This window comes from Vibrio sp. B183 (assembly GCF_000740665.1).
Classification (GTDB): domain Bacteria; phylum Pseudomonadota; class Gammaproteobacteria; order Enterobacterales; family Vibrionaceae; genus Vibrio; species Vibrio coralliilyticus.
Genome location: NZ_JPQB01000015.1, coordinates 231,367 through 255,618 on the forward strand (window position 1 = coordinate 231,367; position 24,252 = coordinate 255,618).

Sequence of the window (24,252 nt, forward strand, 5' to 3'; positions counted from 1 at the left end):
AGTTTTCAGGATTACTATAACCCTAACTACGTTCTAACTCTTTTAGCTATTTAGGGACTTGCATCGACGACTTGGGAGCGGCGAATTGCTGCTCATAACGATGCCGACTTGCTCTAGAAGTTCGGCTATTCCTTGCAGGTTGATCTCTAAGTTATAGATTTCGGAAAACACTTTTACTTTGGCGAACATGACGCAATTTGCTGACATTTTCTTAAAAAAATCTTCGTCTTTACGCAGGTAAATGAACGAGCCCAAATTGAGATACTTTCCTTTAGACAGGTTATAGCTTTGCTCATCACTGTCGAAAGTAATCGTTACATCACCTAGCTCAGTAATGTCTGTATATTTATTTTCACCCATGCCGATATGGGTGAGTTTGACGACATTAGAATTGGTCTCAAAGGTAAATAAAAGCGAACGTTTTTCCACTTGTTCCCAGTAGATATTGGCTGCTAAAGCTTTGGATGTTAGTGGGTCTTTGATGATCTCAAGATTAGGCGTTTCCAAAGTTGAAAAGTAGTGTAGCTCCGCTGCTTGAGATAGATGACTTACAACAAACAGCGTTATTATTAACATTGAAACTTTCACTAACACCACCACGAAGAACTTATTGATTACAACTTGTGAAGGTTAAGCTAATGATAGTTAAGTGCTCAATTGAGAAAATTCCTACGTACTAGCTATCGTTATGATTCGTCTCAGTATTTAAATTTTTGCAATCATAGATGTGCACTGCGGCGATGATTAAACTCGATTATCCCCTGAACTAAAGGCAATCGTCTGGCTGATGTGAGTCAGGCTGCGCCCACTTTGTTGCTGCCATTCTGCGAACGCCTTATTGGCAGCATCCAGAGAGCGTTTAGTGTCTCTGCCACCCTCAATTATTTTGCAGTTTCTTAGGTAGGCTTCGACGTCTCCAGACATAATGAAAGTGTCGACACCCATTTGGCGAAGGCTATATGGGCCGGTGTTGCCTCCCAGTCGATTGCCTTTCTTCTTTAGGAAACTCCATAATTCGGTAATGGTTTCGCTTGGCCATTCGGCGATCATTTTACCGAAAGAGCCATGTTCCAGAGACGCTTCATGAATCATCTGTGCGTTAGCATGTATGGACTTCACTTTAGCGTGATGGCGGATAATGCGTTTATCCGCGGCTTTGTTATCCCATTGCTCATCAGACAACATCAATAGTGGTTCGATCTTAAAACCGAAGAAGACCTCTTCAAAGTTAGGCCACTTGTTTCGAACCACACTCCATGAAATGCCACTTTGAAATACCTTCATACTGAATGCAGATAGCCAGCGATCGTTGGGAATGGTCGCGATTTCTTCTTTGCTCAGTGGGGTAGAAAGCAAGGCTTCCAGCTGGTCTTCGCCACCTTTACGCTCTGCTGCTCGTTGATAGATATGTTCAAACTTTTCAACTGTCATGTGTTGTGTCCTTTTATTTTTCACTATCATAACAGCCTGTTATGCCTTATCTCAATTGACCTTGTCGGCAATTGTTAAGGATGAAATCGGCAAAGGTCCTATTTTTCAAAGAGAGTCGCTTGCTCTTGTACAGCAAGTGGATAGGCTTGGGAGCAGGCACGTCTTGTTTGAGAATTTCCACTAGCTGACCATTGGCGAGATCATCTTCAACCAAAATGGTGGGCTGCAACATTACTCCAGCTCCTGATAAAGCTGCACTACGCAACACTTCACCATTGTTTGAGGCCAGCCGGGTTTGGCCACGCAGAAAAGCACTACTGGCCAGTTGTGTGGTTAAGCTCGCACTGCCTTCACTGTAACTAAAGCCGAGACATTGATGCTGAGTAAGATCAGACACTGACTGAATGGGGGCATTTTCCGTAAGGTAAGCCGGAGAAGCGCAAAAAATAAGTGTGTAGTTGCCAAGATAACGTGCGACCAGCGCTGAGTCTTCAAGGTTACCGATACGAATCATCATATCAGCATCGGTTAGGTGTGGGTCGATCAGTTCGTTACTGAGCTCCATCTCGACATTGATGTTTGGGTGTTGCGCGAGAAAGTCTGCAATGAGTGGAGCGAGTACTTTATTGCCGTAAGTGACCGGACAATTGATTTTCACCACTCCTTTTGGGCTGTTTTCTAAGGTTTGAATCAGATTCTCTGCATTGGCAAGATCTTCGAGAATTCGTTGGCACTCTTTGTAATAAAGCTGGCCTGACTCGGTCAAGGTTTGTTTGCGTGTAGTCCGATGGATCAGTTGAGTCGCCAGATGATTTTCCAAATGGCTAATGTGCTTGCTGATCATGGTCGGGGAAAGAGCAAAGTGGCTGGCGGCACTGCGAAAACTGCCATGTTCGACCACGTAAGCGAAGACCTTCATACTGGTGAATTTGTCCATTGAACACTCATGGTTTACAAATAATCAACTAAAGCTAAGTTTATCAATTGAACGGAGATAATTACATTATGAAGTCTGAATAATGAATAGAATGCCGATATGATTGAGATGATTTACGTGACCGCTGAGCTGAAAATAAAGCCTGAAGTGGAAATACAACATGCGCAAGATGCCATTGAGCAATTTTGTCGCGACATGGAAAGTGAAGCGGGCTGCTTACAAGCAAAAGCAACGTACGATCTTAAGGAGCCTAGCCGTGTCATTCTATGGGAAAGGTATCGGGATAGAGCGGCGATTGAAGCGCACTTTACCATGCCTCATACCCAAGCATTCATTGCCTTGGGTATAGCGGATTTAGTGCAAGTATTTGAATCGCAAAGTGGAGAGCTAGCAGGATGAAATGGGGTGTACTCGGAACCAGTTTTATATCAGGCGTGATGGCGGAAGCGATCAATAATGATGAAGGCAGCGAGCTGTACGCAGTAGCAGGGCGCTCTCAACAGCCTCTAGATGATTTTTTGGCGAACTATCGCCCAGAGAAAGCGTATTCGAACTACGATGAACTTTTGAATGATGACGCAATTGATATCGTCTACATTGCACTGCCTAACCATGTTCACCATGAGTACGTTGTCAAAGCGGCGCAAAAAGGCAAAGCGATACTGTGTGAGAAATCCCTGTCGGTGGATATGGAAAAGACGCAACAGGCATTAGATGCTGTTAAACAGAGTGGTGTCTTCTTTGCGGAAGGTTTGATGTACCTAAACCATCCGCTGGTCAACGCTATTCTTGAAGAGCTGAAAAAAGGCACTATCGGCGAAATTCGCTCTATTCAGGCCTCGTATATTGCGGCGATCTCACAGTTTACCAATCCGGGCAGTAAAGGTGCGTTGTACAACCTTGGCTGTTACCCAATGTCTCTGGTGCATTTGATTCTTCAATCGCAGTTTGGTGATCAAATATTCGATAACTACTCGATGCAGGCGTTAGGTCGCCTTGGTCAGGATGGGAATATTTGTGAATCTTCTGCGTTAATTCGCTTTAGTGATTTTCTCACAGTTCAAATTCACACAGCGGAAGATCACGGCCTTAAACATGGTTTCACGATTTTGGGAAGCAAAGGGGCGATCACGCTCGAATCAAACCCTTGGTTGGCAACCCAAAACAACCAATTCTGTGTGGAAGTGTATGAAACGTCACAGCGACAAGTAGAGGTAGAGGCGCAAGGGGACGGATTCTTCTATCAAGTGGCTAACATACGTAAAGCCATTGAAAATGGTAAGAAGAGCTTGAGCAGACCAAGTGCTACCCTTGAAGATTCATACCAGATAATGAAGTTGCTAACCGACTGGGAACAAGCGGCTTCAGTATAAAAAAAGCCAGAGCAATAGCTCTAATGTCGATCAGTTAAGAACTTAATCAGCAGATAAGTTGAATGATCCTACCAACATGTAACAATCCGATAGACCCTGTTTATCGGATTTTCTTATGCACGTTTCTCAAGCCCTCGACATCATCAATAACTACAAACCCAATCAAGTTGAAACACTCGCAGATCTCCTGCCAATTAATCTCATTAATGATGCTTACGAGCTTACTGATACTGTCACCCTTCGAAAACGAAAGCTGACGTTAGAGTCAATGGCTTGGCTATTAGTTGGAATGGCTATTTATAACGACAAATCCATGGCTGATATCGTCAATATGATCGACATCGTTGACCGAACAGGTAAGCCATTTGTGGCTCCAAGTGCATTAACACAGCGAAGAAAAAACCTCGGTGAACCAGCCGCCAAAGCTCTTTTTGAGTGTACGCAGAAACATTGGTTTCAGCATGCCAACTTACCGAATTGGAATGGACTGACATTGCTGGGCGTTGATGGTGTCCTATGGCGAACAGAAGACTCTAAGGATAACGCTGAGGCGTTTGCTAAGCCCACTAATCGGGATGGCAAAGAAACGCAGTACCCACAGGTACGCATGGTATGTCAGATGGAACTGAGCAGCCATTTAATCACCGGCAGCGCCTTTGACTGTTATAGCGTCAATGAAATGAAGTTAGCAGAGCAGCTTATAGAGACGACTCCCGATAACAGCTTAACGCTTTTCGACAAAGGCTTTTACTCTCTTGGTTTACTTCAAGCATGGAGCTCACAAGGCATCGACCGACATTGGCTTATCCCAATGAAAAAAGGGCTAACTTATGAAGTCGTTCAGTCTCTTGGTCGACAAGATAAACTGATAAAACTGAAGAGTAATGCGCAAGCACGTAAGAAATGGCCAGAGCTAGAACAAGAGGTTGTTGTACGTTTAATCACAAGAGTCAAAGACGGTAAACAATACGATGTTCTCACCTCAATGGTTGACCCAATGCTTTACCCAAAATCAGATATAGTCGGTTTATATGGATACCGTTGGGAGATTGAACTGGGTTACCGAGAGCAAAAGCAATACATGCTTGGTAACCGACTCACGCTTCGAAGTCGACTCCCTGAATTAGTGAAACAAGAGCTTTGGGGGATCCTTCTGACATATAACCTAGTCAGATATCAGATGGTGCAGATGTGTCATACATTGAATGGAGAGTACCTGCCATACCAACTTAGCTTCAACGGAGCATTAGCCCACATTATGCGCCTAATCGTAGGATTACCATGCTCATCACCAGGGGCTGTACCAAGACAACTTCAAAACTTTTATGCAATGAGTGAGAGTCTAATTCTGGAACCGCGGCGTGAAAGATCCTTCCCTAGAGTCGTGAAGAAAAAGCCCAGTCGATACCCTAGAAAAAACAATGCCGCTCACCTTAAGTGAACGGCATTAGAGCAGTAGCTCTGGCCTTTCTTGTTACAGAGTCAACAGGTAGTTGACCAGCTCATTATATTCTTCATATGAGCGAATCTTGTCGGCTTTAACAATGTATTTATCATTAACCAACACACCCGGTACACCTGTCAGCGTACTTTGCTTAAATTGCTTGTCGAAGTTCTTTTGCATCGAATTCACCACAAAGCTGTTATAAGCCGAGTCAAATTTCTTAGCATCAACACCATTATCGATAAAAATTTGGCGAAGTGCCTTTTCATCTTTAGGTGCACTACGGCGTTCGTGAATCTGCTTAAACATAGCCGGAACCAAACTCTTTTCTACATCCAGTGCTACCATGGTCGCGTAGGATTTGGCCATTGGAATCGCCATGTCGCTACCCATAAAGGCAACGTGCACTTTCTCGAATTGTGCGCCTTCTGGAAGCGATGTTTTAAGGCGATTGATCACAGGTTCAAAGTTATAACAATGTGGGCAGTAGAAAGAGAAGAACTCGGTGACCTTCGGAGTTTTCGACTTGTCCGTTTCGAGCACTTTGTAGTGGGTTCCTTCTTCGAACTTAGCGGCATTAGCGGCTAGTGCAAATACTAATGTGGCAAATAGGGCGAATAGTTTTTTCATTGAATAAATTCCTAATAGATACAGTTAGTTGCCGGAATATAACCGGAGTTGAACGTGAAAATTAAGAATTACGCAATCGGAGGGCGGAACAGAGTCTGAATTCGAGCCACTGCTTTTTCGGCCTTATCTTGATTGATAAGTGCCAGTGAAGTAGGGATGGCATCTGCTAATGTGAGTCCGGAGATATAAGGTACTTTCAGTAGGCAAACTGAGGCACAGCAGTGATGCGATGATTGAGTCTCACTGTGATTAGGCTTGGGGCATTCAATCGGGTGAACTTGAGAGAGGCGTTCTAGATTTAGAGTATTGTGGGTCAACTCAACTAATGCTTTTTCGCCAGCTTGTACGCCTACTGTTGCACTAGCAAAGAACAGTACGAAAGTGACAAGAAAAACAAGAGGTAATGAACGATTCTTTAGCAACACAATGAACCCAAAAGCGAATTGCGCCTAGCTTAACTGATTTGCCAGCGATGATAAATGTTCAGTTTTTCGTTTTGTTGGTCGAACTTTATTTATGCACTGGATGTCCTATCTAGCAAATTCTCCAACTCCATTCGTTTATGTTTAACTTCAAAGATGCTTTTCTCTTTTTGGCTTTGTTTGCGTCAACTGGGGTGTTCGCCGCACCGTCTCTGACGTATCAATTATCTGTTGATCCTGATGATTCTGATAAAGTCATCGTCACAGCAGACACGAGTGGTTTAGAGCAAGTAGAGATAATACCTGCTCGTGCTTTAGCCAGTGCGGTCCAGCCGTTGATATCGTGCCAATTGCCTTCGGGTAAGATCACGGCTTTAGATCAATCTAGTCCTCAGAAATGCCAGCAGATTCAATGGTCGTTGAAAATGGAACACACGTCTGAACAGGGTATGGATATCTCACAACAAATTGATAGCCGGAGTATTGATGAGGGGTGGTATTTCATTAGTGAGTGGAATTCGCTGCCGCGCGTGAAAGGGAGTAGCGAGATTCGCGTTTGTACCCCTGAGCGGAACTGCCAGACGATTCCTGAGTTATCAGAGCCACCATTGTTTGTTGTTTGGGGAATGGAAAGTACAGAACTAAACATTAATGATAAGAAAGTGACCGTTTTCAGCGATGCGCCTCAAGTGATGCTGCAAGTAGAGCAATGGAAACCGGTATTGGAAACATCGCTACGTTACTTGAACAGCGTATTCTCTAATACACAGCGGCAAGACTGGCAGATGGCGTTCTTCAAAAAGGACCGATCATCAGGGAGTTTAAGTGGAGCCGCAGGTCAGAACATGATTTTGATTAATGCCTGGCTAGAGCAAGGAAAACTCACACCAGTTTCACTGAAGATGCTTCTTAAGATTGCTGCGCATGAGTCGGTCCATGTTTTAGATTCTGCCAGCAGGCCGACTTGGGCTGCGGAAAGTCTTGCAGAGTATTACGCGATAAAATCATTGCAAACAACGCCTTATGCTGCGGATGAGCCAACTCGTTTCTGGCTTAGCTTTGCTCAAAAGTTTCCTTTCTCAAAAATAGGCTTGGTTGAAGCAAACCGCCTCTACAATGAACAAGGGGCAGGTCAATATTACCCGTTGTTTTACTTTAAAGGCTCTGCGTTTTGGTATGAATTGGATTCCGCTTTGAATCACACCGGCTCAAGTCTAGACAGTTTGATGAGTCAATTGAACTTTGAAACTGATGGACGCTTATCTCCAGAGTTTGTTAACGCAGTAAGTGAGAAAATAGGTGATAGGGAATGGACAGAGATCAGTCGTCGTTATCTGTGATTCTGGTCGGTACACACGGCAAATGGGAGCAACGCTCCCATTTGCTTACGTCACACAAAGGTTATTTATTGAAGTAATCAGACATAATTTGATTGGCATCGATCTTTTTCAATCCTTGGTCAACGATCGATTTCCATTTCTTGCCAGTTTCGTCATTGCCAAATGCGATGAATAGTTGTTTTTCTTCCAATAGTTTGGCGTTCATCTGTAACTTGTCCTTCGCTCCTTTGAGGCTCTTATCACTGGCCAATAAATAGCTGAGAACATTACTATCTATTACAGCGAGAGGGATACGTTGGCCTGAGACTTTTTTCAGGTTTTGACTGTCGCTGGTTACTGCTTCAGATTGAAGAGCGCCACTGGCAATCATGCTGTCGAGTTCTTCGGTGTTGACATAACCGCGAACCACGCCAATTTTGGTTGATTTTAAGTCCTGCAAGTTGCTCCATGATATCGGATTAGCTTTGTTTTCAACGAAGCCAAGAGGGCCTGTTCCTATCGGTTCTGAGAAGATTAGATCGGATGCCTCAAAATAGTACTCAGGAAAGTAACCAGCGTACTTGGCTTGATTCTTGGCAAGGTGAACGGCTCGTTCCCAAGGGTAAAATTCTACGGTCAGCTCATGCCCCATTGCTTCAACAGCCGCTTTGACAACGGCTACGGAAGCTCCTTGAGAATCGAGACTTCTTCCAGCGTATGGAGGCCATTCCAGAGAAGTGAGAGTGAGGACATCTCCACGGACTGGTAACGCTAATAACATCAGGCTAAAGAACATCAGTTTCAGATTGTGCATGGACTCTTCCTTATCTCAGTTGCTGCTTTAACAGCATAGACAATATTTACCTGAAGGCTGAAATGAAAGGGTATACATAGAAAAAACCTCAGACTTGTGTCTGAGGTTCTCGGTTCGGTAGGGGAAGGGTTAAATTTTGAAGAAGCCAACTTCCTGTTTGAGTTGGTTGGCGAGCTGATTGAGCTTTCTGCCAGCGTTTTCGTTACTCTCCATGGAGTTAACGGAGTCATCCGACATACTCGAAATTTGCTCCATAGCCGCTGCTATGTCTCTGACACCTTCTACCTGTTCATTGGTTGCTTGCACGACGTCACGGATATGGCTAAGCGTGTCCTCGGCCTGATTTTCAATATCAACCAGTAGCTGGCTGGCTTGAGAGGTTTTCTCTTTGCCTTTTTCTACTTGAGGCTGAGTATTTTCCATCGCGATTACGCTGGCAGCGGTTTGAGTTTGAACTTCGTTGATCATGGACTCAATCTGCGAGGTTGCATCATTGGTTCGTTGAGCAAGACTTCGGACTTCATCGGCAACAACCGCAAACCCACGACCGGACTCTCCAGCACGCGCTGCTTCAATGGCGGCATTCAGCGCCAGTAGGTTGGTTTGCTCGGAGATTTCACTGATCACGTTAACGATGCCACCAATGTCTTTGGTGCGAGCTTCCAACTGCTTAACTTGCTCTACAGTCGCAAAAATCGTCGCGGAGATATTTTCCATTTCTGCTGCGACATCAAACACCAATTCGCGGCCACTGCGAGCGTTGTCTGTCGTCATGACAGAGTTGTTTTCTGTCTGTGTTGTTACTTGGGCAATCTGGTCAATGCTGTGACGCATGTTGTCCAATTTGTCTACTGTCTCTTGAGTCAGGCTGGCTTGCTGCTGCGCAGAGCGCAAAACACGGCTTGAGCCATCCGCTACTTCATCGACTTGCTCAACCAACTGACCTGAAGCAGATACGATATTGCTGACTATTTGAGTGAGCTTCGTCGACATACCAGAGAGAGAGTTAAGAATACTGCCACTGACGCGTTCGCCGTAATTGTTAGTCAAATCGCCATCTGCCATTAAGCGAATGGCACTTTGCGCTTCATAGGGCTCTCCGCCCAGAGATTTGCGGAAGCTACGTTCGATAGCAATACCGACAACGACAGAAATCGCTAGCGCAATAGCGGTCAGTAGAAGCATCAAATCTTGGAAACCGCCAGCTTCGCCACGAGCCTCAGGAGTCAGGGTTTGGTTTAGGTTCTCTTGGTAATCAATAAACTGGTTAATGGTGTTAAGCCATTCAATAAAAGCGGGTCTTGCCTGATCGAGAACAACTTCTGTCATCACTTGAGCGTTTTTCTTATCAGCGATGATCTGGCGAACAAGAGGGAGGGTTTTGGCTTGGATTTGATCAATGTGGGCGAGAATCTTGCGCTCTTCAGCGGTAAACATCACCCCTTTAGCTATCATAGCCTGCATGTTCTGCTCGGACTCACGATAAAAATCTTCCAGTTCTTTGATCTCTTGTTCTAATGCGGAAATTTCCTGAGGGTTACGTGCGATGGCGATATCTCGAATCGCGATGGCTCTGTCGTGAACACTGCCACGGTAGTTGATGGCATAGCGTTGTTTTACCGAGTTAATGTCGGTCATTTCCGAAAGCACCATATCGATGAAATTTACTTTCTGAATACCCAGAACGGTTAGCGTCACCATCAAACTGACTAAGATGCCGAAGCCGATCCCTAGTCGTGTTTTCACTTTCAGTGTTGAGAGGTAATCCATTGCACTTTCTCCTGCTTGGATTTGATTAGATATGTTGAACTTGACCTAAGCCCAGGCTGTTATCTTATTGATTTTTTTAAGGCTGCGAAGCCACTAAGATATCAGTTTAGAAGATTTGGACAATTCATTTCATGAATATGACCGGAGTTAGAGGCAACTCTATTCATCAGGCTTCTGTTTGTATGGAGCTGTGACTCATTGCAGATGTCGAAAATATTCAATATTTCGCTTGGTGCAACAGATAGTCTATCGGTATCAAACAAGGAGATACTCATATGACACCAAGACTTAATTACTTCAACGCCGCACCTGAAGGCATCCAAATTCTGATGGAGCAGGAAAATTACCTTCGTACCCAGTTTGAGAAACAAAACACGCTATCGATAACAACGTGGGAGCTAGTTAAGCTTCGCGTATCGCTGATTAACCAGTGTGCGTTTTGTATTGATATGCACAGCAAAGATGCACTGAAGCAAGGAGAGTCATACTCTCGTCTGATCGGGCTTAATGCTTGGCGAGATATGCCCGAATATAGCGATGAGGAAAAAGTTGCGCTACATTGGGCTGAATGTATCACAAAAGGTGGCGATGTCGACGAAAGTGCGTATCAGGCAACACTGAACATGTTTGGTGAACAGGGATTGGTTATCCTCACGCTGACTATAAATGCAATTAACAGCTGGAATCGCATTGCCAAAACGTTCAAACCTGAAATAGGCAGTCTGTCGGCAGAATAACGACAGGAGCATTGCTCAACAAATGGATTTTGAAATAGTCAATCCAGACGGCCTGCTAGCCGACCATGTTCAGGCAATATGGTCGGCTAAAGTGTCTTGTGGGCAAGCTGTCTCCAAACCTCTCTATTGTGATGGAGGTTCTGGGGTGATGTTTGTATTACAAGGGCAGGTGGGTTTAGAAGGCAGAACATATGGTGAAAGCGTGATGTATCAGCCGTACAGCAGAGTCACCAAGAACATCACGATTTCCTGTGAGGCCCAGCTTTGTGGCGTCCGTTTTCACCCAGGTATGCAGTTTTCATTCTTGGAAAAGCTCGTTGAAGCAAATAGAGAAAGCCATCAAGACGTGGTTTGTTTCGAACCTTCAGAGTCTTTGGTTAAGCAACTATCCGAGCACCAGAGTCATACCAAGCGAATAGCGTTTCTGATGGATTGGTGCTCAAAAGCCGTATCTCAAATAGCTATGGATGAAGAGAGAGCTAAACTGATTCATCTTGCGCAGGATGGCAAGATAGGCGAAAGCTTTGGAGAAAACCAAAGGCAGGTCGAACGTAAATTCAAACATTGGGTGGGTATGAGCCCAAAGCATTTCCAACGTCTTCGTCGAGTCCACGCCAGCATTCAAGAGCTGAGAGACAACCCAGAACTCTCATTAGCCGAACTGGCCGCCTATCAAGGTTTTTCCGATCAAGCGCATATGACGAGAGAGTTCAAAAATTTCGCCTTGACTACTCCGGGGCAATTTAGTCGCAGGTTAAAACAAAAATAACTCGAGCTCTTAGGTTATTCGCCATCATTTGACGTGTTGAATAGCATCCGATGGTGTTTTATTTGTATACAAAACACCATCGCATTAACGGTGGCCAATTTCTAAATATTACAAGCTAGTTTATGCCAAACCTTCCTAAGCAAGTGAAGAAGTCAGCGATACCTGCAACTCCCTTTGAAGTCGCAAACATATCCAGTAAATCACATGAACTGTCTTCTTCTTTTACTGCTGAATCACCGCCTGTGGGAGCTACGGCTCCTGCGTAATCAAATGATGAAAGCGTGTCAAAAGGCTCATAATAAGTTATGGACCTAGCATTATTCACACTGCGGTTATTAGACATTTTTGTAAAGAACTCTTCTTCGAGCTCAAATAATTCTTTGTCGGAGTTAAAAACATACATCGAAAATTGGCCGATATCGTCTTTGCCTTCATAATCGAATCCTGGTGCCCCTACAAACAATACGCTGTTACCTGTTGATGGAGAACTCGCTATGGCCATCGCTGTCCCAAAGGCATCTCCAGCATTAACTGATTTGGGTTTAAGAATGTTCCAGCGAGTATCCCCTTCAATGTTTATGCTATAAACCGTTCCTGAGTTCATCATATTGTTGTCTTTGAGCATGTTTATCATTACATCTCCTCCCTGACTTATAAATGATGAAAGCGAGCATGAAACATTCTCTTCGCTGTACGAAAGACATGAATCTTCCCCAGGAGCGCTGATAATCAATTCCCCATTTTTATCTTTCGTAGCAACTACCGCTGAACCAAACATATCTCCGCTGTCTGGGGCTGGAGATTTAATATAGGCCCATGGAGTCAACCCATAAAAGGCATATACAGCACCAGAATCTTCCAAGGCATTATTGTTTGGTCCTAAATTCGCGTTAGTGCCGCAAACATTTTGACCTCCTAATCTGGTGTTGATATTGGATGTTTCACCCCCTACATCTGCCCCACAACCGTCTTCACCAGGAGCGCCGATAAAGATAAAGTCCTCATAATATGCAAAGGTAATAGACGAACCGAACTTGTCTCCGGCATCTGTATTTATTGCTTTTATGTAGCTCTCAAAATGCCACTTTCCGTTTCTTTTTCTATAAAGATATGCAGCACCTGAGTCTAGGGAATTGTTATCCCATAGCCCAAGTTGAGGCGAAGACCCGCAAACCGGATTGGCACCTAATCGTTGATTTGGGTTTGGATCTAATCCTCCAATACCTGTACCACAACCATCTTCACCTGGAGCACCAACAATTAACGTTTTACCATTTGCTGATAAAGTAAATGAAGAACCAAACAAATCTCCTGCATCAGTATTTGGTGATTTAATGTACGCATCTAGTTCCCATTTCCCGGAAGCTTTGGTGTATATATACATTGCACCTGAGTTTAGAGCTTCATTATTACTAAGCCCTTCAGTCACATTGCCATAACCGCATACGTGGTTACCACCTAATCGGCGATTATTATTTTTTCCTTTGCCATCCACACCTGTGCCGCAATTGTCTTCGAAGGGTGCGCTAATGGCCAATGTTAGACCATCCGAGCTCAGTCTCACTCCTGAACCAAACCCGTCATACATGTCAATGTTGGGTGATTTAATGTAAGTAGGAGTATTGGAAAGTAGGATACTTGAGCCTTGTATAACAGAGTCTTGAGAAGAAAATCGGCCATTACCCGAGTACACGTACACTGCTCCAGAGTCGTCAAATCCGTTGGTGAGCATCAAATTGCTTCGATCGAAACATGTAACGGTATTGGAATATTGAAGACCTTCTGAACCATCGACTCCTGCGTAGCATCCGTCTTCTTTTGGAGCGCCAACCGCAAGAGTTTTGTAATCAGATGAAAAGCTCGATGTCTTTCCAAAATTATCTTCTTCATCGGGGTTTGGTGCCTTGATAAAGACTCTGTTTTTTCGCTCACCGTACTTCCAGTCAACAATTAAGGCTCCTGAATTAGGTAGAGAGTTGTTTTCTGGACCCGGGTTAAAGCATGACGCAGGCAAATTCGAGCTTGGGTTGGGTGCTTCGCCGCCAATCCCAGAACCGCAACTATCTTCACTTGGTAAGCCAATGGCAATAGGTGTGAAATCTGGGTAAACCGCCTGCTCAGCGACATTAGCAACTGATGATGCAGATGTTGCTGCGAGTGAGCTGGTGCTGACAAACAATAGTGAACTTAAAAGCCACAGTTTTATTGTTTTCATAATTAGACTCCTTGGCAAAAAAATCTAGCTGGTTAAATATTAACCACGCCTGTGTCTTTAGTGCACGAGGAATTGGTGTGAGATTATTCCTACACTTCATTGATGGGAAGATCGATCAAAGGTCAGCTTGATACGAGTTGTGAATCGGGAAGCCGACAATTGTAGGCTCAGCAATGGCTCATTATTTTGTACGAAAAGAAGGCTGCATTATCGATAAACAGGCAGCGCTCAAGCGGTGTGTGATGTTAATGGAGCAGTCAAATCAATACCTACTTCTTAAATCTAAGCGGTGAAATAGCAAAAGGAAAGTGAGTCGAGAATAGCCGCTTTTGGGTTGTTTTCATGTAGATTTAAGAAGGTATCGTTGCAAAGGTTTGTTTTAAAGCTAAAGTCGCGTAGCTTATCATTATAATTGTTTTTACAAATGAGTTACGCCATGAATAGCGCCAAACAAATTTGGGAGATAGTGAAGCCATTCACTGAGAGGTTAGAAGTCAATAAGAAACGCACTCTTATTCATGAAGGAACCCTTTGTGAGACTGTCTATTTCATTGAAAGTGGGTGTGTTCGATCTTGGTTTAATCAAGATGGTAAAGACGTTTCTTTTCAGTTTTTCATGAGTGATACCATCATCACCGCATGTGACAGCTTTTTATTTGGTGAGCCAAGCTCTTTCACTTACGAAACTTTAACGCCTTCCATAGTCCACTCCATTCAAGCTTCTGAGCTCAAGGATATTATGGATAACAATGTTAGTTTAAAAGACATTGCCTTTACTCTCCTTAGCGAAAGGTTGAGACACTATCAACGCCTGTTTCTTTCTCGTATTAAAGATACTCCTCAACAAAGGTATGAGGAACTGGTCAAACAATCTCCGGAGTTAATCCGGGCAATTCCTCAACACTATATTGCATCTTATCTGGGTATTACCTCGGTATCTTTGAGCAGAATCAGGTGTAGAAATTATCCACATTGATAACAAATGTTATCGTTCGAAATTTGAATATGACCATATGATTGGCATTCCTATCGTTTTACTGGAATCCAATCATGCGTGTACTTGTCGTATTCAATCATCCATATGAGGGTAGCTACTGCAATGCTATCCTTAATTCAGTCACTCGTTCACTTAGTCAATCAGGTCACGATGTTGATTTAATTCACCTAGATAACGAAGAGTTTGATCCGGTAATAAGAGCTCAGGAACTCAAGGCTTTTGCGCTGGCGAGAAAAGCGCCCCAAGAAGCACAGCAGCTTTTGAGTGGCCAAGTCATGCAGTATAAAGAAAGGTTAGAAGAAGCCGAGCACATCGTATTTATTTTCCCTATCTGGTGGGAGCTCATGCCTGCCATGACAAAAGGTTTTATCGATAAGCTTATCTTTCCAAGCATTGCCTATAACTACAAAGGCGAGTCTTCTTCCATGTATTGCACGCTCTCTAAACTAACAGGTGTCACCATGATTACCACCATGAATACGCCATCACTCATATATCGTTTTCTATTTGGTAATGCGATTAAGAAAGCGATGCTTATGGGAACGTTCTGGAAAATAGGAGTGAAGAAAAGAAACTGGATTAACTTCGCCAGCGTGAAGTCAGTTTCGCAAGAAAAGCGTAAGTCCTGGCTGGATGATATAGAAAAAAATTTTGCTTCTAGGCTGTAACATGAGTAGCGAGACTATAGAGCCTCAACAGTTTGAGGACTGCCCTTTTTGTGGTAGTTCTCTTTTAACAACGGAGTGGATAGTGCCTCCTTGGGGAGCCGCCTCTCCTGAGCTACTGGTTGTTTGTAATGATTGTGCAGCGTCGGCACCTAGCTACGTATGGAACTCAAGGTTTTCTAACAACAAATTCGAGTCTAATTAGAATTAAGCGTCATCGCTTGGCGGAGAAAAAATGCGGAGAAATCGCTCTTTGTAGCTCAGTTGTTTGTTGTTCAGTATTTGGCCAACTTCACCCCATTCCTTAAATGTAACTACCAGAGGATTGAAGCTCTCTACGGGTTTTGTAACACCGTAGCGTACAGTTTCAACTTCATGCTCAAAGGTACCGAACATTTTGTCCCAGATAATCAGTACACCTGCGTAGTTTTTGTCGATGTACTGAGGGTTACGACCATGGTGCACTCGGTGATGAGAAGGGGTGTTAAACAGATATTCCAATGGTCCAAGAGTGTGAATCCATTGTGTGTGGACGAAGAACTGCAAACCTAAGTTTAATAATACGGCAAAAATGACCCATTTAGGTTCGAAGCCGATGATCACAAGAGGAACCCAGAAAAGCCACATTCCCGCAATGGGGTACATTAAGCTTTGGCGAAAAGCAGTGCTGAAGTTCATGCGTTCAGAGCTGTGGTGCGCAACGTGCGCAGCCCACATCCAGCGAGTGCGATGACTGGCGCGATGAAACCAGTAATAGAAGAAATCTTGCAGTATGAGCAGAACAATAAAGCTCACAACGCCCATTTCTATGTCCATCAGTCGCCAGCCAAATATCCACATATAGAGTTGAACGATCAGAAGCCCGGTTAGTAAATCCGCCAATTGGTGCATACCCGCGAGAGCAAAGTTACATAATACTTCAGGAAGAAAATAGGCAGAGTTTTCTGGAAGATGACCTCGCTTTTGCCCGATGAAGTACTCAGCCAACATCAAACCAATGAAAAGAGGTGCTAATAGCATCAGAAGCCATTCAGGGTTATCGATAAGAGTACTGAAATCCATATAAAGCTCCCAAAATATTACCAGCGAGCGAAGTGGTCTTCGGTTAAACCAAGTTGCTGTTCTAATGTGTGAAGTACGCCGTTTTCATCTTTGATAAAGCCAGAAAAGTAGCCGATAAACTGGCGGAAGTTGCTCTGCAAAACCCACAAGTTAAGTTTTTCACTTCTGTTGTTGAGTGGAGTAAAAGTCAATTCCACGCGACCATCATCAGAGAAAATACGCCATTTCTTTTGTGTTGCTTGGCGATCAAAGTGGAAGTGGACAGCCCCTAGTAAGTGCCGCTCTTCATTAACCCACAAAGCATTCTCATGACTGCCCGTTTCGTTAACTCCAGCGGCCAAGTTGAGACCAAGTTTGCCTTTGTCACTGCATCCATTGATGCTTGCCCATCGCCAACTCGTCTCGCGTTGCATATAGCCCGCTGAAAAGTCATAGCCACCCAACGCTAGAGAAGTATCGATCTGGTTTCCACCTACCGTAATATTTCCCTTAACGGCCAGCGCGTTGTGCTTTTTGGTATAGGTCCAGCCGTTATAGCCAGTAGGCGTGCACAGTGAGAGCGGCAAGCTGCTGCTTGGCGGTTGGAGGGAAACATCGAGTTGTAACAGCTCGGTGTTGGCTTTGACCTGCCAATTGGGGTAAGTAATCTCAAACGCTAGTTTTTTGGCCGCGATATGACTGTAGCCTTTGTGTGGAGATGGCGACATTTGCTTGTCGATATTCAGAGGCCTTAACCAGTTTTGCTCGACCAAAGTATCTGTCTGGACGTCGTAAACATAGCAAAACGCAGAGCCCACATAGCGAATATCTGCAATGGCCAGGCCAATTACATAGCGTGGTGTCATGATGCTGACAAATTGAAACTGCTTGTAGTGAAAGTACTTTTTCAGCTTACCGACTTTGCGATCCATGTTATTACGGTATTCGAAGCGGTGGATTCCCAATTGCTTTGGCACACCATCGAAATGACCAAAACACGGCTTTCCATTTGAATGGATAAGGTATTCAGGAGCAGTTTGGCTAAGTATCATGATAAGTTCACAATCCAATAACATTTCAATCAGTGTTACGTGTTTGAGTGTTATTAAACAGGTCATTTTCGGTCATAAAGTGAATCACTATCACGATTGGAGAGGGTAAACTCCGTTATCCTGAATGTTGGATTACACGAGGAATAGACATGGAAGTCATCGCAGAATATCTGCCCGTTGATCATCGATATCAGTTGGGGATCTTAGATATCTCTTTACTGCTTATTGCTGTGGAGGAGTATGGCCTAGATGCGGATAGCTTACTAAACCATGCTGGCTTAAGTGATATAGATTGGCATAGCCAAGAAAGCCATATCAGTTATTCGGATAAGCTTTTGCTATTCCACTATGTACAGAAGTATTTCCCCAATATTGGTCTAGGCTTGTTGCTTGGCGAGCGGGCGACATTGAGCCATTTTGGTATTCTCGGTTACGCGGTTTTGAGTAGTCGAACCGTCTTTGAGGCGATAAAAGCGGGGTTTAAATATCTGGATCTCAATGGCCCTATTTTTTCTGTAAGAGTATCCCGCGACGATGACACCGCATCAATCGAGATTGAAAATGACTTGGAGATTGGTGAGCTACTTCCTTTTTGTACAGAGTATTTTTTCAGTTCTATTACCTCTTTGTTTTTTGAACTGACTGGGCAGTGGTTGGTGTTACAGAAGCTGGAACTGCCATACCCCAAACCTGACTACGCAACGCACTACACAGACCGCTTCCGTTGTAATGTAATATTCGATCAACCTCGGTGCGTGCTAACTTTTGAAGCGAATGTTATGGATTTGCAACTGGCTTCCCATAATTCAGACTTGCTCAGTACCTATCTCCATTCTTGTGAATCTGTGATAGCGGTATTGCAATCACCTACACGATTAAGTAATCGGATCAAAGCCATTCTCTATCAGAGTGTTGGTATGTTCCCTTCTATTGATGACATTGCCGTCCAACATGGATGCTCGGTTAGGACTTTAAGAAGGTTGCTCACTGAGGAGCAAACCAGTTATCGAGAGCTTGTTGATGAAGTTCGCTTTGAGCTCTCTAAAGAATTTTTGGTAAGAACACATTTGACGATAGAAGAAATTGCTTTTCGGCTTGGATATAGTGACAGCGCCAATTTCAGGCGAAGTTTCAAGCGCTGGTCCGGAAAGGCACCGAGTTGCTTTAGAGCGCTGTGATCTAGGGGCTATTTAACTCAGAAGCCAGGAACCCCTTCAATCATTTAGATTGCAACTACACTTAATATTGTTTTATTGATAGTTGTGTTTTTATGAATTTTATCGGGCTTATCTCTCTACTCATTTCACTGTGTGTATTCTCAGCGTTTGCCAGTGATAAGACGGTTCGGTTTGCGGTGGGAGACTGGGAACCATACACCAGCTCTCTCTCTAACCCAGAATTGAAGATCTCAGAAACTTTGGTGCGAAGAGCGTTTGAAATTCGCGGATATGCTGTCGAGTTAGAGTACTACCCTTGGGTTCGGTCTTATCAATATGCGATTCGCGGTGAATTTGATGGCTCGTTCCCTTGGATGAAAAACGAAGACAGAATCAAGGATTTTATCTATTCAGAGCCGTTTTTCAGTCAACGCGTACAATTCTTTTATCACTCAGACATACTGTTTTCTTGGCAAGAAGCCAAAGATCTAAATAAGTATCAAATTGGCGCTACGCAAGGGTATCACGCGACCTATTTTATGGAGCAGCTTGGTATCGACGTAAACATTAACAACTCAGAAGAAACCAATTTTCAAAAAATTGCTAAGGGGCGATTAGACGCTTATCCAACAGGCGTTGAGAGGGGCTTGTATCTCATTAAACACTATGTACCTGAAGAGCTAAGGCCATACATAAAATTAGATTCCAAACCTCTACTTGAAGATGACATGTTTGTGATATTCAGTCGATTTGATAGTGAACGCAGTCAATTACTGGTTAGTGAATTCAATGCAGGTTTAAAGCAACTTATCGAAACGGGTGAGTACAAGGAAATCATGCAGTCAGAAGCCGAGTTTCTACAAACGATACAAAGCAGCGACTAATTCGTCTGTTGGACATAGGTTAGGGGACTCAAAATGTTTAATTTACTTACGGCCTATAACCTAGCATGGGCGTAGTTATGCATAAATACATCAAGACAATCCTAATCACTATGGCTGTTCCGACACATGCATTCGCCACCATTAATATGGCTGAAGTTAACGCTTATGCATATGAAGGGCTCGCGGAAATATGTGCTAACTCGAGACACATTCTCGGGCCAGAACTAAAAGAAATAAAGGTTCTTTATCTTAATAAGAAACGTTTGAGACAGGCGATGTTTCCGGCGGACCCGAATTTTTCCCATTACGCAGCAAAGCAGCTATGGGACATCGGAACAGGCGACAACCCCTCATTTGATGAATGCGTAACACTACTCAGTAAGTAGTTATTGCTAACTCATCAGTTTCGCTGCTTTTTTTGCCAGCTTATTTACCTTATCAATGGCATCGGTTATCGAACCAAGAACTTCTGTCGTATTATCCAGTGAGTCGGCTTTGTCATTGCAGCGTTGCGCAAGCCGACTAAGGCTCTGTAATGCCGCGTCAAACTCAGCAGAGGTACCACTTAGCTGGTTTTGAATGATGTGAGCCAATCTCAGGTGAAGCTCAGCACTGGCATTGTTTAGGTTGAGCGCAAGCTGATCATTCATTTCTAACTCATAGCGCTTATCGAGTTCGAGAATGGTCGACAAGATATCGGCCTTCAAGCGGCGATTGGTTTCAGGAAGTTCTGCCATATTCGGTTCCTTTCAAAATATCAGGGTTTGCAGGCCACAACTTGAGAGCGAGGGTCATCCCCTGTTAGCTCGTAGCCCTTCTCACAACTGGTGACAACGTCCCGGAAGTCATCGTATCGCTCCCACTGATTTTTCAGTTCGCCGACGATGGCGATAATGCCTTTGCTGTTAAACCTGTCCGCCTGAACTTCTTGGGTGATGCCATTGTGTGCTTTCTTGACGGCTTTGATAGCTTGTCGGGTTTGGTGCAGTGAGAGCTTGGTCTGGGACATGATGGTGTACAGCTCGTACAGTGCCTGAGTCTCGTTGTAGCTTTGTTCGAATGTCATCGGTTGTTTGGAAGATCGTTTACTATAGTCCCTAAGGGCGTGTTTTAGGTGGGTACTTCTGCTCGAAATTAACAGCTCTTCCATACCTGAATCCGCTAATTGAATGACTAACTCATCTGTAATGAGGTTCACTTTTTCATCAGCTTGAGTAATGACAGATTTCAAGGATTCCTGACGTTGTTTTTCAACGATGGAGGTTCCTAATGCAGCAACAGCGCTTGCCACAATCGACATATCTTTGGGTTGAAACAGATCGTCGTTGTTGGTGAGGAGAGTGTAGCTGGTATTCATCCCGTTCATTGCGCTGGCTAGCTCAGCGGCAGCAATATCGATATCAGCCTGATTAACTGCACCGCTTAATGCCTGTAGCCCTTTAGCGTAGCGATTCAAAGCGTGATTGGCACGATAGATAGCCATTTGTTTTTGGGCTGATTGATCAAAGAGTGGAGTGACTGACTGCAATGTCTCTCTAGTCAATGGTTCTCGACCACTACCATGTTGCGTGGCGATATCCATGAGTTGTTTGTTGATATGACTTTGGTTAATTTCGACGATGACCTCATCGACTTGCAAGGTAATTTCTTGTGTTGCTTGAGCAAAAGCCCCGATTTCGTTGTGTGGTGTAGACTGACAAGCTGAGAGCAAAAATGCTGAAGCAATGATCAACCAAATCCTTATCATTTCATTCTCCTAAGACCAAGCAAGGTGGAGATCCTGAGATAAGCCAGACAACACAACAAGGTTTATACGTCAGAACTGAACATACGGTAGCGAAACTGATGTATAAGTTAGCATTAGATTCATCAATGAATTGTGACTTAAATTCCATCAATTTTATAAATTGGTGTTGTTATTGAGAAAAATGAAAAGGAGCCTGTACGACTCCTTTGTTTTATTCCGAAACTCAGCCTTTATCTAGATATTCGGTCGTGTCGTTTCGTTACTTGATGGTGGCAGGTAGGGCAGCGTCACCTGTGGCTGTTCACCGGTGAGTGATTTCAGGAACTCAGTGATTTTTCCAGATTCGTCACTGGTGAGCTTTTGACCCAATTGAATGTCAGCCATGATTTCTACCGCCTGTTTTAAATCCCAAACGGAACCGTCGTGGAAGTACGGGTAAGTCAACTCGATGTTTCTCAGCGTTGGCACCTTGAATACGTACTTATCAAACTCTTTACCTGTAATGGCTTTGCGTCCGATGTCTGGATTGCTCGTTTCATAAGGTTTAACCAGCCCCATTTTTTGATACATCTGTCCACCAGCAAGCGGGCCACTATGGCAAGCGGTACAGCCTTTGGCTTTAAACAAGGCATAGCCTTCAATCTGTGCCGCTGAGAGAGCGGAATCATCGCCTTTCAGCCATAAATCAAATGGGGCGTTAGGTGTTCTTAGCGTTTTTTCAAATGTGGCAATAGCATCCGTCACTTCGGTGATGGTTATGGTGTCGGCGTTGTAGGCTTGTTTAAACCAATCGCGATATTGCGGTATGGATTGTAGAGTGTCTACCGCGAGCTGGTGGCTAAACGCCATTTCCAGAGGGTTTTCAATAGGCCCAGCAGCCTGCTCCTGAAGATCTTTTGCACGTCCATTCCAGAACTGAACAAAGTTCAAATCAGAGTTAAAAACCGTCGGTGAGTTTATCGGACCAATGGACCATTTATGGCCAATTGAGCTCGGCAAATTGTCTACGCCTCCTTTGGCTAAGTTGTGGCATGAGTTACATGAGATGGTATTAGAGGCGGATAAACGAGGCTCAAACCATAGGGCTTTTCCTAGCTCCACTTTTTGACTGTCTAACCCTGTTGCGGGCTCAATCACTTTGATTGGTTCGTTGTTCTGACGTTGAGCGTGTGCGTTGAAAGTTAAGACTGACAATATGCTCACTGCTAATAGTGTTTTCATTATGAATTCCTTTTGATGTGATGGTTTACTCTCACCAGATCGGCACGCTTCTGACGGGTCGTGCTCGGAACTCAACATAAAGAAATAGTAGCTATCGATGAAACGCAAAATATCGATAGATTTTATGGTAAAAATCGATGTTAAAATGAACAATAAGCTTAAGGGCGTTGATGCATAAGGCTTTGGCAGAGTGGCAGTAACTTTTTGTTTACAAATCAATAAATAAACTAAAGGCTCTATTGTTGATGTAGGTCAAAAAAGCGCCAATACCAAACTTAGGGGAAAGAGGAAGGAGTTTATTCATTAATCGCCTCCGAATGCTCTTATTTCAGAGGCGAAGATGGACATGCTAGGTTTACGAATTTGCTCTGTTTTCGGATAACTCAGAGAGGTAGCGAGCCGCTTCCGTTTCATCAGCAAACCAAGGGAACAGGTCTTTAGGATCGTCAAATGCATTGGTAATACGATCCGCCAGCGATTGATGTTGACTCGCTGAACCTAGAATATTGAGCACAAAAGGCGGTGGAGGTGACAGCATCATATTGGTCCACTGAGTGACCCATTGTGCCTGCTCCCAGTACTGCTCAAACGTTGCCGTCATCCACTCTTCATCAAACGGCTTATCTCCTTGCTCAATGATACTGTGCAGGTAGACTTGTGCCGCTTTTGCGGCGTTGTTCGAACCTTGCCCTGTGATAGGGTCATTAAGGCAAATAGCGTCAGCTAGACCTAATACCGCTGCCCCGGAAGGTAATGTAGCAACAGGGTTTCTGACTACGGGGGTAAAACGGCCAGTGAGTGCGGCTTTATCGTCGGTTAAGGTCACTTGGTCTATGCGTTCAAGTTCCCATGGAAGGTAGGTATGGAGTAGCTCTCTGGCTTTATTGAAGCGTTCTTGAGGGGAAGAATTAGGATCAAAGCAATCCATTGGCCCACCTGGAATCGCTTCAAATAGCATCGCTTCACAAGGGCCAGAGCTGCTGAGTACTGGCATCACAAAGTACTCACCAATGCCAGGAATCACGTTGAATTTAACTTTATCTAGCTGGCTTCCAGATTGCGGGTGAGAAATGTAGAACAGAGAAAGGTGTCTTTGTGGCTGTGTGAAGGCGGAGCGCTGTTCGTCTCGTGTGAACATCTCACCGATGTTGCCTTTTCCAGTAGCTGCGATGACCATATCACTGGTTGATGCGTAGTGTTCGAGATCTTGTTCTGAAAGCGTTTTGAATTCCAGAGTTCCACCTAACTCCTCAAATCGTGACATCCAAGCTGGAAATTTGATGCGCTGATCGACGGACTGGGCATGGTTGTCGAGTTGTCCTTGCCACTCGATAGCGATATGACCTGGGTTATCTGGCGCTGTGATGCACAAGTTAATTGCTTCGATTTTAGGGCAATCATCTTGCCAGAAATCCAGACCGAGTTTGCGTTCTGACTCCAGCGCAGTATGGAACATACACTGAGTCGACATTACGTAGCCATGCTCAATGTCTTGCGGTTGTCGGTCGGTGACAAGTCGGACTTGGTAGCCCTGTTGTTGTAGGCCAATCGCCAGCTGTAAGCCTGCCTGCCCAGCACCCAGAATAGTAATATTTCTCATGGCTATCCCTTGCTTAATAGTATTTGT

At 44.2% G+C, this 24,252-nt stretch carries 25 protein-coding genes; 11 read left to right on the forward strand and 14 right to left on the reverse strand.

All coding sequences use genetic code 11. The features are described from left to right. Window positions 1-42: 42 nt before the first annotated feature. From IX95_RS17335 to IX95_RS17345, 3 genes are all read right to left on the reverse strand, one after another. On the reverse strand, window positions 43-576 hold the full coding sequence (locus tag IX95_RS17335; protein ID WP_038162328.1) for a hypothetical protein: 534 nt from the start codon (window positions 574-576) through the stop codon (window positions 43-45). A 168-nt stretch (window positions 577-744) separates the two neighbouring features. Next, window positions 745-1,431: a DNA-3-methyladenine glycosylase I gene (locus tag IX95_RS17340; RefSeq protein ID WP_038162331.1), complete on the reverse strand. Its 687-nt coding sequence runs from the start codon at window positions 1,429-1,431 to the stop codon at window positions 745-747. A gap of 46 nt (window positions 1,432-1,477) precedes the next feature. Next, window positions 1,478-2,368 carry a LysR family transcriptional regulator gene (locus tag IX95_RS17345; protein ID WP_038162333.1) on the reverse strand — a complete coding sequence of 297 codons (891 nt, stop codon included), beginning with the start codon at window positions 2,366-2,368 and terminating at the stop codon, window positions 1,478-1,480. A gap of 99 nt (window positions 2,369-2,467) precedes the next feature. Here IX95_RS17345 and IX95_RS17350 point away from each other — a divergent pair, with 99 nt between their 5' ends. From IX95_RS17350 to IX95_RS17360, 3 genes are all read left to right on the forward strand, one after another. Next, the gene (locus tag IX95_RS17350; protein ID WP_038162336.1) at window positions 2,468-2,767 is read left to right on the forward strand and encodes a putative quinol monooxygenase; all 300 of its coding nucleotides are present in this window, start codon (window positions 2,468-2,470) and stop codon (window positions 2,765-2,767) included. Further along, window positions 2,764-3,741 (forward strand): Gfo/Idh/MocA family protein, encoded by a 978-nt coding sequence (locus IX95_RS17355; protein ID WP_038162339.1) that lies wholly within the window; start codon window positions 2,764-2,766, stop codon window positions 3,739-3,741. Before IX95_RS17350 ends, IX95_RS17355 begins: the two co-directional genes overlap by 4 nt. 115 nt (window positions 3,742-3,856) lie before the next feature. Beyond that, the gene (locus IX95_RS17360; protein ID WP_038162341.1) at window positions 3,857-5,182 is read left to right on the forward strand and encodes an IS4 family transposase; all 1,326 of its coding nucleotides are present in this window, start codon (window positions 3,857-3,859) and stop codon (window positions 5,180-5,182) included. A gap of 33 nt (window positions 5,183-5,215) precedes the next feature. Here IX95_RS17360 and IX95_RS17365 read toward each other — a convergent pair whose 3' ends face one another. Then, the gene (locus tag IX95_RS17365; protein WP_038162343.1) at window positions 5,216-5,815 is read right to left on the reverse strand and encodes a thiol:disulfide interchange protein DsbA/DsbL; all 600 of its coding nucleotides are present in this window, start codon (window positions 5,813-5,815) and stop codon (window positions 5,216-5,218) included. 68 nt (window positions 5,816-5,883) lie between these two features. Beyond that, window positions 5,884-6,240: a hypothetical protein gene (locus IX95_RS17370; protein ID WP_038162346.1), complete on the reverse strand. Its 357-nt coding sequence runs from the start codon at window positions 6,238-6,240 to the stop codon at window positions 5,884-5,886. Window positions 6,241-6,377: 137 nt separating this feature from the next. Here IX95_RS17370 and IX95_RS17375 point away from each other — a divergent pair, with 137 nt between their 5' ends. Then, a complete protein-coding gene (locus IX95_RS17375) occupies window positions 6,378-7,577 on the forward strand; it encodes a hypothetical protein (RefSeq protein ID WP_038162348.1) in 1,200 nt (399 codons plus the stop codon). Window positions 7,578-7,638: 61 nt separating this feature from the next. On the opposite strand, the gene IX95_RS17380 is transcribed toward IX95_RS17375, so the two are convergent. Then, window positions 7,639-8,370 (reverse strand): substrate-binding periplasmic protein, encoded by a 732-nt coding sequence (locus IX95_RS17380; protein WP_038162350.1) that lies wholly within the window; start codon window positions 8,368-8,370, stop codon window positions 7,639-7,641. A 129-nt stretch (window positions 8,371-8,499) separates the two neighbouring features. Then, window positions 8,500-10,140, reverse strand: coding sequence for a methyl-accepting chemotaxis protein (locus IX95_RS17385; protein WP_038162353.1), 1,641 nt, complete (start codon window positions 10,138-10,140; stop codon window positions 8,500-8,502). Between the two features lie 275 nt (window positions 10,141-10,415). On the opposite strand from IX95_RS17385, the gene IX95_RS17390 reads away from it, so the two are divergent. Both IX95_RS17390 and IX95_RS17395 read left to right on the forward strand, forming a co-directional pair. Next, window positions 10,416-10,877 (forward strand): carboxymuconolactone decarboxylase family protein, encoded by a 462-nt coding sequence (locus IX95_RS17390; protein ID WP_038162358.1) that lies wholly within the window; start codon window positions 10,416-10,418, stop codon window positions 10,875-10,877. A gap of 22 nt (window positions 10,878-10,899) precedes the next feature. Next, window positions 10,900-11,646: a helix-turn-helix domain-containing protein gene (locus IX95_RS17395; RefSeq protein ID WP_038162361.1), complete on the forward strand. Its 747-nt coding sequence runs from the start codon at window positions 10,900-10,902 to the stop codon at window positions 11,644-11,646. Window positions 11,647-11,761: 115 nt separating this feature from the next. Here IX95_RS17395 and IX95_RS17400 read toward each other — a convergent pair whose 3' ends face one another. Beyond that, window positions 11,762-13,861, reverse strand: coding sequence for a hypothetical protein (locus IX95_RS17400; RefSeq protein ID WP_038162363.1), 2,100 nt, complete (start codon window positions 13,859-13,861; stop codon window positions 11,762-11,764). A gap of 436 nt (window positions 13,862-14,297) precedes the next feature. On the opposite strand from IX95_RS17400, the gene IX95_RS17405 reads away from it, so the two are divergent. After that, the gene (locus IX95_RS17405) at window positions 14,298-14,837 is read left to right on the forward strand and encodes a Crp/Fnr family transcriptional regulator (RefSeq protein ID WP_038162365.1); all 540 of its coding nucleotides are present in this window, start codon (window positions 14,298-14,300) and stop codon (window positions 14,835-14,837) included. Between the two features lie 74 nt (window positions 14,838-14,911). After that, a complete protein-coding gene (locus IX95_RS17410) occupies window positions 14,912-15,526 on the forward strand; it encodes an NAD(P)H-dependent oxidoreductase (protein WP_038162368.1) in 615 nt (204 codons plus the stop codon). Between the two features lie 204 nt (window positions 15,527-15,730). Here IX95_RS17410 and IX95_RS17415 read toward each other — a convergent pair whose 3' ends face one another. Together IX95_RS17415 and IX95_RS17420 are read right to left on the reverse strand one after the other, a co-directional pair. Then, complete coding sequence (locus tag IX95_RS17415; protein WP_038162370.1) at window positions 15,731-16,585, reverse strand: sterol desaturase family protein; 855 nt, start codon at window positions 16,583-16,585, stop codon at window positions 15,731-15,733. A gap of 17 nt (window positions 16,586-16,602) precedes the next feature. Further along, window positions 16,603-17,616 carry a DUF2804 domain-containing protein gene (locus IX95_RS17420; protein ID WP_038162756.1) on the reverse strand — a complete coding sequence of 338 codons (1,014 nt, stop codon included), beginning with the start codon at window positions 17,614-17,616 and terminating at the stop codon, window positions 16,603-16,605. A 149-nt stretch (window positions 17,617-17,765) separates the two neighbouring features. On the opposite strand from IX95_RS17420, the gene IX95_RS17425 reads away from it, so the two are divergent. The 3 genes from IX95_RS17425 to IX95_RS17435 all read left to right on the forward strand — a co-directional run bounded on the left by IX95_RS17425 (window position 17,766) and on the right by IX95_RS17435 (window position 20,043). Next, on the forward strand, window positions 17,766-18,794 hold the full coding sequence (locus IX95_RS17425) for an AraC family transcriptional regulator (RefSeq protein WP_038162373.1): 1,029 nt from the start codon (window positions 17,766-17,768) through the stop codon (window positions 18,792-18,794). A 92-nt stretch (window positions 18,795-18,886) separates the two neighbouring features. Then, window positions 18,887-19,657, forward strand: a complete 771-nt coding sequence (locus IX95_RS17430; RefSeq protein WP_051912596.1) for a substrate-binding periplasmic protein — start codon at window positions 18,887-18,889, stop codon at window positions 19,655-19,657. A gap of 77 nt (window positions 19,658-19,734) precedes the next feature. Beyond that, on the forward strand, window positions 19,735-20,043 hold the full coding sequence (locus tag IX95_RS17435) for a hypothetical protein (protein WP_038162375.1): 309 nt from the start codon (window positions 19,735-19,737) through the stop codon (window positions 20,041-20,043). A gap of 6 nt (window positions 20,044-20,049) precedes the next feature. On the opposite strand, the gene IX95_RS17440 is transcribed toward IX95_RS17435, so the two are convergent. From IX95_RS17440 to IX95_RS17455, 4 genes are all read right to left on the reverse strand, one after another. Beyond that, a complete protein-coding gene (locus IX95_RS17440; protein ID WP_019276620.1) occupies window positions 20,050-20,394 on the reverse strand; it encodes a hypothetical protein in 345 nt (114 codons plus the stop codon). A 20-nt stretch (window positions 20,395-20,414) separates the two neighbouring features. After that, entirely contained in the window at window positions 20,415-21,404 is a 990-nt protein-coding gene (locus IX95_RS17445) for a hypothetical protein (RefSeq protein WP_038162377.1), read from the reverse strand. A gap of 234 nt (window positions 21,405-21,638) precedes the next feature. Further along, complete coding sequence (locus tag IX95_RS17450) at window positions 21,639-22,625, reverse strand: cytochrome-c peroxidase (protein WP_038162379.1); 987 nt, start codon at window positions 22,623-22,625, stop codon at window positions 21,639-21,641. Window positions 22,626-22,980: 355 nt separating this feature from the next. Next, entirely contained in the window at window positions 22,981-24,225 is a 1,245-nt protein-coding gene (locus IX95_RS17455) for a styrene monooxygenase/indole monooxygenase family protein (protein ID WP_038162382.1), read from the reverse strand. Window positions 24,226-24,252: the final 27 nt, after the last annotated feature.